Raw genomic sequence first — 11859 nt, 5'->3', positions numbered from 1 at the left:
CTTGCCAAAAGAGCCTCTATCGCTCAGAGTAATGATAACGCTACCATGTGCAGGTTATAGGGGAGAGAATATATGGCGCAACTGTCCAATTCGTTGTCGCATCGACGACACGTCCGGGGGCAGTCGATTGCCATGACCTGCATGTCGGCAATCGCCATGGCCTTCGCCCTGCCGGCGATGGCGGCCGACAGCGTGTCGATCAGCAAGGACTGGCGCTTTACAAAGGGCGATCCGGCGGGCCTGACCACCGACCTGCGCTATGATGTGCGCCCACCCATCGAGGATACGGGCGACGGCAAGCTGGCCGACGCCCGCCCTGATGCCGCCGTCAAGGTGGACGATGCGGGTGCGAAGGTGTTGAAGCCCTGGATTCTGCCGAACGCCAATCCCTTCATAAAAGACCCGACGAAACATCATGTCCGCCCGGCGGGCAATCCGGGGGGCGATGTATCCTATGTGCAGGCCGGGTTCGACGACAGCGGCTGGACACATGTGGACCTGCCCCATGACTGGGCGATCGCGGGACCGTTCATCAAGGATGGCCCCTATGGCGGCATGGGTCGCCTGCCCAGCTGGGGCATCGGCTGGTATCGCAAGTCGCTAGACATCCCAGCAAATGCCAGGGGCAAGTCGCTCTTCCTCGATGTCGAAGGGGCGATGTCCTATGCCACGGTGTGGCTGAACGGAAAGCTGGTCGGCGGCTGGCCCTATGGCTATAACAGCTTCCGGCTGGACCTTACTCCTTATGCCGTGCCGGGCGGCAGGAACCAGCTGGCGATCCGGCTCGACAATCCGGCGGCGTCGGCGCGCTGGTATCCGGGCGGTGGCCTGTATCGCGACATATATCTGACCACCGCGAACAAGGTGCATGTCGGCCAGTGGGGCAGCATCGTGCGTACGCCCAAGGTTGCCAAGGAACAGGCGAGCGTCGACCTCAGCCTGACGATCGACAATGACAACGACAAGCCGGCACAGGTGGAGGTTTCGACCGCGCTTTATGCCCTTGATGCCGACGGAAAACGCATCGGGCGCCCTGTCGCCACCATCGCCCGCCAGTCCGCCAGCATCGCGCCGGGTGAGAAGGCAACGCTGAACGGCAGCACGACCATAGCCAATCCGCGGCTGTGGGGACCGCCGCCCACGCAACAGCCCAACCGCTATGCCGCGCTGTCCACCGTGCGGCAGGGTGGCAAGGTGATCGACACATATGAAACCCGTTTCGGTGTGCGCGACATCCGGTTCGATCCCGACAAGGGCGTGTTCGTCAATGGCGAACATATCCCTCTGCGCGGCGTCAACAATCATCATGACCTTGGCGCGCTGGGCGCGGCGTTCAATGCCCGCGCGGCGGAGCGGCAGCTGGAAATCCTGCGCGACATGGGGACCAACGCCGTGCGCATGAGCCACAATCCGCCCGCGCCCGAATTGCTGGAGATGACCGACCGCATGGGTTTCCTCGTCATGGACGAGGTGTTCGACAGCTGGGAAAAGAAGAAGACGCCGCACGATTTTCACCTGATCTTCCCCGATTGGCATGAGGCCGACGCCCGCGCCATGCTGCGCCGCGACCGCAACCACCCCTCCATCATCATGTGGAGCATCGGCAATGAGGTCGGCGAACAATATGACGGCGAAGCGGGCGCGAAGATCGGCCGCGAGCTGGTCGCCATCTCGCATGAGGAAGATCCGACGCGCCCCGCCACCAGCGCGATGAACTTTGCGAAGGCGGATATGTTGCTGCCCACCGCCGTCGATGTCATCAGCCTGAACTATCAGGGCGCGGGCATTCGCGGCATCGTTGGCCAATATCCCAATTTCCGCGCCAAATTCCCGGACAAGGTGATCCTGTCGACCGAAAGCGCGTCGGCCCTGTCCAGCCGGGGCGAATATATGTTTCCGGTCGCGGGCGCGATCAGCGGCCCGGTGCGCCCATGGTCGGGCGGCAATCCCGACACGCATCAGGTGTCGGCCTATGAACTCCATGCGTCGGATTTTGGATCGTCGCCCGATCGCGTCTTCGCGGCCGACGACCAGAACCCCTATGTCGCGGGCGAGTTCGTCTGGACCGGCTTCGACTATCTGGGCGAACCCACGCCCTATTATACGTCGCGCAGCAGCTATTCAGGCATCGTCGATCTGGCGGGCTTTCCCAAGGATCGTTTCTGGATCTATCAGGCGCGCTGGCGGCCGGACCTGAAATTCGCGCATATCCTGCCGCACTGGACATGGCCGGACCGGGTGGGCCAGATCACGCCGGTCCATGTCTTCTCTTCGGCGGACGAGGGTGAACTGTTCGTCAACGGCAAGTCGCAGGGCAAGATCAAGAAGCGCGATTATGAATATCGCTTCCGCTGGGACTATGTCGTCTACGAACCGGGCGAGGTGAAGGTCGTCACCTGGAAGAACGGCCAGCCCTGGGCGACCGAGACGATCCACACCGTGGGTGATGCCGCGAAACTGTCGCTGACCGCCGATCGTGCGGCCATCGCCAGCGACGGACGCGACGTCAGCTTCGTGACGCTCAAGATATTGGACAAGGACGGCAATGTCGTCCCCGCCGCCAAGCAGAAGATCGACTTCACGATCGAGGGGCCGGGGCAGATCGTCGCCACCGACAATGGCGACCCGACCGACATGACCGCTTTCCCGTCGCACAGCCGCGATGCCTTCAACGGGCTGGCGCTGGCGATCGTGAAGGCGGATCGTCCCGGCAAGATCATCCTGCATGCAAAGGCGCAGGGGCTGAGCGAAACGACAATCGCAATCAGCGCCGGACGATAGGCGCAAAAAAGGGGCGGTCCCGACGGGCCGCCCCTTTTTTGTATCAGATCACACCAGCTTGTTGGTGCGGACCAGTTCGCGATACCAGTCGGCGCTCAGTTTGGGCGTGCGCTTCTGGGTCTTGAAATCGACATGGTGGATGCCGAACAGCTTGGTATAGCCATCCTCCCATTCGAAATTGTCCATCAGGCTCCATACGAAATAGCCCTTCACCGGAATACCCTCGCGGGTCGCCCGTTGCAGATGGGTCATATAGTTGCGCAGATACATGACGCGATCGGTGTCATAGACCTTGCCGTCGTCGGCCACCTTGTCGTCGGCGGAGCAGCCATTTTCGGAGATATAGAGGCCCCTGGGCTTCCACATCTCGCTGATGGCGCGCATGCCCCAATAGATAACCTCCGGCGTGACGAAGAGCCATGGCGACGGCATGCGCGGAGCCTGACCCGGATGGGGCAGGATCTTGTATCCCGACGGGGCGGATGCATCGGCGCGGACGGTGTTGCCGGTGTAGACATTGACCGACAGGAAATCGAGCGGCGCGCCGATCAGCTTCATGTCGCCATCCTTGACCCTGGGCGCGTCCTTGCCCTGCGCGGTCAGATAGCTGTCGAGATACCGCCCCTCCATGATCGCGGTCAGGAACATGGCATTTTGTTCGCGCACCGCCTTCTTCACCGCGTCGATATGATCGGGCGTTTCGATGGCGGGGACGTAGATGTTGGGATTGTCGGCAATGCCGATCTGCGTCCCGCTCTTCGTCGCGGCGCGCAGCGCCTGTACGCCAAGGCCATGGGCCAGCACGCCATGATGGCGGATCTGGTTCACTTCGCCCATGGGCAGCTTCAGCCCCGGCGCTTTCCCCCCGGTCATATAGCTGAGATCGGTGAAGCAGCGCAGTTCGTTGACCGTCATGAAATGCTGCACCCGGTCGTTCAGCCGCTTTGCCATATAGGTCGCATAGTCGGCAAAGGCATAGGCGGTGTCGCGGTTCTGCCAGCCGCCGGGCAGGGCGGCGGGCAGATCCCAGTGGAACAGCGTGACATGCGGGGTGATGCCAGCGGCCAGCAGGCCGTCGACCAGCCGGTTATAATAATCCACGCCCTTCTGGTTCGGCTTTCCCTTGCCGTCAGGGAAGATGCGCGACCATGCGATGGAGAAGCGATAGGCTTTTACGCCCAGCGCCTTCAGCAGGGCGATGTCGTCATTATAGCGGTGATAGCTGTCGCAGGCGACATCGCCCGTATCGCCATTGGCGACCTTGCCCGGCGTGTGGGAGAATATGTCCCAATTGGTCTGCCCGCGACCATCTTCCTTCGCTGCGCCTTCAATCTGGTAAGCGGCGGTGGCGCAGCCCCACAGGAAATCGGGCGGGAAGGACAGCGCGCCCTGCGATGCTGCGCCGGTGGCGGCGGTCTGCGCGTGCGCGCCGGTGCCGCCCGCAAGGCCAGCGCCCAGCGCGGCCGCGCCAAGGCCCAGCCCCATTTCACGGCGATTGATACCCGTCATACTATTTGCTCCTTATTGGCCGACGATCTGCACCAGCCCGGTCAGCGCCTGACCGGTGGGCAGTTTCGTCTTGCTTGTCAGCGATTTCGTCTTGTCGTCCCAGACGAGTTCCGCCTTCATCCCGCCCTTGCGATAGGCGTTGGTGGTGCCGTCATCGTCATAAAGGGTGAAGCGGGCGTCCGCGCCGGGATAGACGCGGATGCTTTCCAGCGCCTGCTTTTCCGCCGTGCTTTTGACCTGCACGCCCATCGGCACGATGGACCCGGCCTTCACGAACAGGGGGATGCGGCTGATCGGGGCGTCCACCTCGATCGTCTGGCCACCCTCGAACTTCTGGTTGGTCCAGTAATCATACCATGTGGTGCCTGCAGGCAGATAGACCGACCGCTTCGTCTGCCCCTGCTTCGTCACCGGCGCGACGAGGAAGGCGGGACCGAACATATATTGGTCGCCTATGTCCGACACCTTGGAATCATTGGGGAAGTCCATGAACAGGCCACGCATGAACGGCGCGCCGGTGTCATAGGTATGGCGGCCTAGCGCGTAGATATAGGGCATCAGCGTATAGCGCAGGCGCAGCCAGTCGGTCAGGATCGGTTCGGCCGCCTTGCCATATTCCCACAGCGCGCTGCCCGGACGCTGGCCATGGATGCGCAGCGTGGGGGTGAAGACGCTATACTGGAACCAGCGCACGAACAGTTCGGGATAGTCGGGATAGTCCGCGCCCATCGCCGTCGCGCCTGCGGGATCGATCAGGATCGGATTTTCCGCCTTCGGTCCCTTGGGCCATTGCCAGCCGCCAATGTCGCTGCCCCAATAGGCGATGCCCGACGCGGTGAAATTGAGACCGGTCGGCACCTGCCGTTCCAGCGCTTCCCATGTCGACTTGATGTCCGACGACCAGAACAGGCCGCCATTGCGCTGCGCACCCAGATAGGCGGCGCGGGCGAGGATCATGTTGCGGAAGCCGGGGCGGTCGCGTTCGGACCCTTCGGCAACGCCGGTGGTATGCACCAGCGGGAACAGATTATGGTAACGGTCGCCCGACCCCTTGGCATAGAAATAGCCGTCGGGAACCAGATCAGGCTCGGTTTCGTCCAGCCAGAACCAGTCGAACCCCTGGCTCGCGATATTGTCGCGCAGCTTGCCCCAGAACCATTCACGCGCTTCCGGGTTGGTGCTGTCGATCAGCGCGCCCGCACGGTCGGACCGCATCGGCAGGCCATCGACGGGATTGCCGTCCTTGTCCTTCAGGAACCAGCCCTTCGTCGCCAGCATGTCGAAATAGCGGGATTCCCGTTCGAAACGCGGCCACACGCTGATGATCGAATGCATGCCCATGGATTTGAGGGAGTCGTTCATCCCCTTGGGATCGGGGAAATAGGTGCGGTCGATGTCCAGCTGCCCCATGCGGGTCCAGTAGAACCAGTCCAGCACCATGATGTCGAGCGGCAGGTTGCGTTGACGATAGCCTTTGGCGATATCGAGCAGTTCCTGCTGGCTTTCATAGCGCGCCTTGCTCTGAATGAGGCCAAAGCCCGCCTTGGGCGGCAGCGGCGTCGCGCCGGTCAGTTTTGCGTAACCGGCATATAGCTCGTCGGTTGTCTTGCCGGTGATGACGAAGAAGGACACGCGTTCGCCGACCTGGCTCTGCCAATGGGTGCTGCTGTGCAGGCCCGGCTGGATCAGCGTGCGCGACGGATTGTCCCAGACGATGCCATAGCCCTTGTTCGTGACCATGAAGGGGACGCAGACGGTTTCGCCCGCAGGCGCATCATAGCTGTGCGAACAATCGATCTGCTTGCCGCGCAGATCCATATGGCCTTCCTGATTCTGGCCCAGACCATAATAATGTTCGTCGGCCGGGGAATCGAAGCTGGCGCCCATCTTGAAGGTCTGTTCGCCATTCACCGTAACGGGGGCCATCTCCCATCCGGTCATCTTGGTGAGGACGGTGCCGCCGGCATCCTTTACCGACAGGCTGACCGGCGGCAGCGATGGCGCGAAATAACGCTGCATCTGGGTCGGCGCCTTGGGCCATTCCTTGGCATCGATGGTCAGCGTGAGGGCGGAGGAGGTGAAGATGTCGCCGCTTGCGTCGGTGCGGTGGGTCCATCCGGTCGCGTCCGCTTTTGCATTCGGTCCTTCGCCGGGCGCTGCCGACGCCAGCACCGGATCGAGCGCGATCGTCACGCGGACGATATTGGGGGCATAGGGTTCCACCGCAACGCGGCTGCCATGCCGGTCAAGCAGCGCCATCGGTTCGGCCAGCGCAGGCGCCGCCATCGCAAGGCAGGAAACGCCAAGCGCGATCCCTGCCATTCTTGCCTTAAAGCCCCTTGCGTTCATCACTGTCATTCCCCGTTCCTGATTCATACCAGCCCCCGGCCGTCGATGCGGACGACGGGGACGAAATTGCTGCCGCGCGGCATGTCGAAATGCAGGCCAGCGCCGTCCTGCCGGAAGGCAAGCGATCCGCCACCGAGCAGAGTTACGCGTTCGATCTGGCCGTCGTGGCGACCGCGCGCCAGTGAGCTTATAGTCGTAGATCCGGCCGCCCGGCCCAGGAACAGCGCGTAAAGCGCGCCCTTGTTGGTGGTGAAGCGGATGTCCTGCGCGGTGAAGGGCTTGGCCTTCTCCTCATTCTGCATGCCCGCAATCAATTTGGTCGGCCCTTCGCCATAGATGCGCCATGGCCGCGATCCGAAAATGGCCTCGCTGCCATGGGTCATCCATCCGGCCATGCCGTCCAGCACCTTTTCCGTCTCGCTGTCGATCGATCCGTCGCCGGGCTGCGGAATGGACAGCAGCAGATTGCCGTTCTTCGACACGACATCGGCCAGACGCTGGATGACGTCCTCCGCGCTCTTGTAGCTTTTGTCGTGCAGGCGCGCTTCATTGTAGAACCAGTCGCCGATGCAGGTATCGGTCTGCCACGGTTCGTCCCACAACCGGTCGGCAAAGCCGCGCTCCACATCCTCCACCATGCCGAACCGGGCATGGGGTTGAAGCTTCTTGCCGGTCAGCACCACGTCGATCTGGCCGTGCCAGTCGATGGAGCGGTTATAATAATCCGCCGCGGCCTCCAGCCCTACCGGGCCGAAAGGCAGTTCATGATCGTCCATATAGACGAGGTCGGGCTTATATTTCGCGACCAGATCGGTCTGGCGCAGCAGCCAGCGGGTGACATAGGCCGGATCGTCCTTCGGCCCGGTTTCGATCCACTGGCCGTTATTCGCGTCGTGCCATTTGTCCATCGCCTCGATCGTGTCGATGCCGTCGGGCAGCACGGCATGACCGCCAGTATACAGCTCTTTCGGATCAAGGCCGTCCCACCACTGGCCCCTGCCGTCTTCCTTGCGCAGGCGATAGGCGTCGTACCGTTCCCCCTTGCGCGCGCCGACAGGGTCATAGCCATAGGCGGGCTGATACCAGTGCCATGCATGGGCGGCATGGTTGGACACGCCGAATTTCATGCCCGCGCTGCGCGCCGCCTTTTCCCAGATGCCCACCACATCCTTTTTCGGCCCGACGCGCAGGCTGTTCCACGCATGATAGCGGCTGTCATAACAATCGAGATTGTCGTGATGGCAGGCCAGCGCCATGAAATATTTGGCGCCCGCCTTCTGGTATCGGGCGATCAGGGCGTCGGGTTCCCATTTGTCGCCGGTCCACAGATTCTGGATGTCCTTCATCCCCGAAACCGACGGATGCCCATAGGTTTTCAGATGATGTTCGTACATCGGATGGCCCTGCATATACATGAAGCGACCATACCAGTCGCCCTGAGCCGGGACCGATTGCGGCCCCCAGTGTGACCAGAGGCCGAGCTTCGCATCGCGGAACCAGTCGGGATAGCGATAATTGGCCACCAGCGACGACCAGCTGGCCTGCACCGGGCCTGTCGCAACCCCCATCGGGCTGGCGGCGCGGGCCGCGCGGGCGAGGCCAAGGGCAGCAGTCCCGGCCAGGAATGAACGGCGTCCCAGCATCGTCATTTCGCTTCTATCAACGCCTTGTCGATGGCCTGCCGGGCGAGCGGCGCCATGATCGCATAGCCCTCCTTCGTCGGATGCACGCCATCGGTCGACAGGCCCGGCTTCATCGCGCCGTCCGCCTGCGCCATGGCGGCGTGATAATCGACATAGGTAAAGCCGCGGCTGCGCGCATAATCCTTCAGCCATGTGTTGATCGCCGCGATCTGCGGCACCGGCTTCGTGGCCGGGCTCCATGGGAAGACGCCAGCGGGCGGGACCGATGCGATGATGACCTTTATGCCATGCGCATTCGCCAGTTCGGCCATGCTCTGGATATTGCCCAGCACGGTTTCCATGGTCGCCGCGCCCGTATTGCCCGCAATATCGTTGGTCATCGCCATGATGTGAACGACCTGCGGCTTCAGGGCGATCACATCGGCACGGAACCGCACCAGCATCTGCGCGGTCGTCTGACCGCTGATGCCGCGATCGACCAGACCGCCGGTGAACATGGCGGGGTCCATGTTGATCCAGTTGTCGGTTATGGAATCGCCCATGAACACGGCGCGGACCGGCTTGCCCGTCAGCGCCCGGTTATCGGCGGCATAGCGGCACAGCTGCCCGAAGTCGCGGGTCATCATGTGGAGGTTCCACATCTTCCACGCTGCTTCGCCGTCCGGCTTGGGATGGGCGGGACAGGGATCGGCGACGATGCCGACCGGATCGTCCGCATGGGGATCGCCCGGCACCTTGGTTTCGGCATGGGCGGCCCCCGCCAGACCCGTCATGCCCAGACCCAGCGCGTATAGAACAGCCGTCAGGCGCACCATGTTCATCCTCCCTCTCGTCATTTCCCGTGCAACGCCCGGTCGATCGCCTGTTGCGCGATCGGCGCCATCACCGCATAGCCATTGTCCAGCGGGTGGACGCCATCGCGCGTATAGGCGGCGGTCATCAGCCCCTTCGCATCGACCATCGCGGCATGATAATCGGCAAAGCCATAACCCCGCTTCGCGCAGAAGGCGCGCAACCAGCCGTTAAGTTCGACCAGCAGTTCGGGCTTGCGTTCCCTGACCACATCCTTTGCCGCATCGGTATAATCATTGACCGGCAGGATGGAGCCGAACACGACCGCGATATGATGGGCGTCGGCCAGATCGGCCATGGCTTCCCAGTTGGTTTCGATCTGCTGGGGCGTTTCATGTTGCAGGAAACCCTGCACATCGTTGATTCCGGCAAGGATGACGACGGCGCGGGGTTTGAGCGCGATCACATCCTGATGGAAACGCAGCAGCATCTGCGCCGTCACCTGACTGCCGATGCCGCGGTTGATGTAGGGCTTGCCGGGGAAACTGGCCGCCAGATTCCAGCGGTCGGTGATGGAGTCGCCAAGGAAGACGACGCGCTGTTCGCCCGCTTTCGGGGCGGGCAGGGCGGCATTGGCGGGGGCGTAAAGATAGCGTTCGCCAAAATCCTGCATCATGCTGGGCACCAGCTTGGCACGGAACGGGCCGAGCCATGGCCCCCAATCCTTTTCCGTGACGACCCGGCGTTCCGGCGAGCTTTGATAATCGCCCGGATCAGCCATCGCCGAACCGCACATGGCGGCCAGTATGAGCGGGCACAGAATCAGGCTGGCCGGATATTTCATGCCGGGATCAGCCCGTGCCGCGCGGCAAAGGTCATCAGCAGGTCCGGCCATGCCGACGCCTGCATCGTGCGGGGCAGGCGCGTGCCGAAACCATGGCCGCCATCTTCGAAAATATGCATGGCGACGGGGCGCTTTGCGGCCTCCATCGCCTGAAACAGGGCGATGCTGTTGGCGGGGGGGACCAGGCCGTCGTCGGTGGCATGCACCAGGAAGACCGGCGGCGTTTCCGCGTTGACCCGCATTTCCACCGATCGGGCGCGGCGCAGGGCGACGTCCGCTCCGCTGCCCAGCAGATTGTCGCGCGATCCGCCATGGGTGAAGGGCGCGTCGAGGCTGACGACGGGATAGACCAGCGCTGCAATGTCCGGCCTGGCGCTTTGCCGGTCGGCGGCGTCCACCGCTGTATAGACTTTCTCGCCATGACGCGTCGCCAGCGATCCGGCCAGATGCCCCCCGGCCGAAAAGCCCATGACGCCGATCCGGTCCTTTGAGACAGCGAAATGGACAGATTGATCGCGAATGATGCGCATGGCGCGCTGGGCATCCTGTAACGGCACATCCTGCCGTCCGGACCAGCCTTCACCGGGCAGACGATAGAGAAGGATGAAGGCGGTGATGCCCCGCGCGTTCAGCCATGCGGCCTGACTGGTGCCTTCATTGTCATAGGACAGAAAACCATATCCGCCGCCCGGCACCACCAGCATCGCCGCGCCATTGGGGCGGGCGGGGCGGCGCACGACCAGAACCGGACGGTCGATGCCGGTGACCCAGCGATCGGGCTTGGCCGGATCCTTCGACTGATCCTCAATCCTGCGGGTAATCTTCGCCCCGGTGCCGCCGGGCGGCGTGCCCGGCCACAGGTCGATGATTTCGTCGCTGGCGCTGGTCTGCGCCTGCGCGATGCCGGACATGGCGGCAAGCCCTGCCGCCGCCATCAATGCGGTGCGACGGTCCAGCCCGTTCTGGGGAAAGCTCATTGTTCGTCCTCTCCACCGGTCGATCCGGCATCATTTGGTATCGCTATCATGATCGGCGACATGGCGCCGCCTATCGCCGCAGCGGCCTCCCGCACCATATGGCCGCATGCGTCCATCGTGGCGAGATTGGCCGCGCCGTCGACGAAGGGCATGGTCAATGCCGCGCGGGCAACGCCGCCCACGCATATCGGCGCGGACAGATCGGTAATGCCCGTCAGCATAGGGCTGGGCGACACCGCGCCGCCGGCCGCGACGGTGGCGTCCAGCTCTTCGATCAGCGCTGCATCGTCCAGCGAGTCGCCGGTCGCGCGAATATCCCCCAGCATCGCGGCGCGCGCATCGGCTGGCTGGAAAGCGAGAAGGATGCGCCCCGAATTGGACCGGTGCAGCGGCCGACGATAACCGACGCGCACGGCAAAGCCGGAAAGGCCGGGCGCTTCGATCGCAATGATGACGACCATTTCCGCGCCCGACGCGACCGCCAGATGACAGCTTTGGCCCGCACGCCGGGCCAGATCCTGCATCGCCGGCAGAGCGGTGGAGGCAAGGTCGCGAATCGGCGGCTGGCTCATGCCCAGAGCGAACAGACGATTGGTCAGGCGATAACCTTCTTCCGCACGGGCGATATAGCCATGTTCCTCCAGAACCTGAAGCATGCGGAAAATTTCGCTGACCGACCGGCCCAGCGCGTTCGATATGTCGGACATGGTGATCGGATCACTGGCCGCAGCCAGAAGTTCCAGGATTTCCAATCCCTTGGTCAGAGCAGGCGCCTGATAGCGCGTCTTGCCAGCCATGCAGTTTCCTCCCCCTGTTTATGCCGATGTTACCGCTATCGAGCCATGTTGCAACATTGCAACCCTCCTAACCAATATCCAAATATGAAATCAATTTTTATATTTCATAATTTGAAATGCAGGCGTAATGGGGCGGTGTCTTGTTACCGCTCCCAAAGAGTGGCGGG

8 protein-coding genes are annotated in these 11859 nt (G+C 62.8%); 1 reads left to right on the top strand and 7 read right to left on the bottom strand.

Annotated elements, in window-relative coordinates:
• The first annotated feature begins 132 nt into the window (after window positions 1-132).
• Window positions 133-2781, top strand: a complete 2649-nt coding sequence (gene galB / locus ACOJSJ_RS00835) for a beta-galactosidase GalB (protein ID WP_420143087.1) — start codon at window positions 133-135, stop codon at window positions 2779-2781.
• 48 nt (window positions 2782-2829) lie between these two features.
• Here galB and ACOJSJ_RS00830 read toward each other — a convergent pair whose 3' ends face one another.
• The 7 genes from ACOJSJ_RS00830 to ACOJSJ_RS00800 are packed head-to-tail and all read right to left on the bottom strand — an operon-like array spanning window position 2830 to window position 11692.
• Entirely contained in the window at window positions 2830-4290 is a 1461-nt protein-coding gene (locus tag ACOJSJ_RS00830) for a GH1 family beta-glucosidase (RefSeq protein WP_420143086.1), read from the bottom strand.
• A gap of 12 nt (window positions 4291-4302) precedes the next feature.
• The gene (locus ACOJSJ_RS00825; protein ID WP_420143107.1) at window positions 4303-6639 is read right to left on the bottom strand and encodes a TIM-barrel domain-containing protein; all 2337 of its coding nucleotides are present in this window, start codon (window positions 6637-6639) and stop codon (window positions 4303-4305) included.
• A gap of 23 nt (window positions 6640-6662) precedes the next feature.
• Entirely contained in the window at window positions 6663-8288 is a 1626-nt protein-coding gene (locus ACOJSJ_RS00820) for an alpha-L-fucosidase (protein ID WP_420143085.1), read from the bottom strand.
• Window positions 8285-9097 (bottom strand): SGNH/GDSL hydrolase family protein, encoded by an 813-nt coding sequence (locus tag ACOJSJ_RS00815; protein WP_420143084.1) that lies wholly within the window; start codon window positions 9095-9097, stop codon window positions 8285-8287. The genes ACOJSJ_RS00820 and ACOJSJ_RS00815 overlap by 4 nt, the downstream gene beginning before the upstream one ends.
• Window positions 9098-9114: 17 nt before the next feature.
• On the bottom strand, window positions 9115-9918 hold the full coding sequence (locus ACOJSJ_RS00810; RefSeq protein ID WP_420143083.1) for a GDSL-type esterase/lipase family protein: 804 nt from the start codon (window positions 9916-9918) through the stop codon (window positions 9115-9117).
• The gene (locus tag ACOJSJ_RS00805) at window positions 9915-10895 is read right to left on the bottom strand and encodes an alpha/beta hydrolase (RefSeq protein ID WP_420143082.1); all 981 of its coding nucleotides are present in this window, start codon (window positions 10893-10895) and stop codon (window positions 9915-9917) included. The genes ACOJSJ_RS00810 and ACOJSJ_RS00805 overlap by 4 nt, the downstream gene beginning before the upstream one ends.
• Window positions 10892-11692 carry an IclR family transcriptional regulator gene (locus tag ACOJSJ_RS00800; RefSeq protein ID WP_420143081.1) on the bottom strand — a complete coding sequence of 267 codons (801 nt, stop codon included), beginning with the start codon at window positions 11690-11692 and terminating at the stop codon, window positions 10892-10894. The genes ACOJSJ_RS00805 and ACOJSJ_RS00800 overlap by 4 nt, the downstream gene beginning before the upstream one ends.
• Between the last annotated feature and the right edge of the window lie 167 nt (window positions 11693-11859).

Source organism: Sphingobium sp. (assembly GCF_048594625.1).
GTDB lineage: Bacteria > Pseudomonadota > Alphaproteobacteria > Sphingomonadales > Sphingomonadaceae > Sphingobium.
The sequence above is the reverse complement of the archived record's forward strand: the minus strand, read 5'-3'. Positions and strand labels throughout refer to the sequence as shown.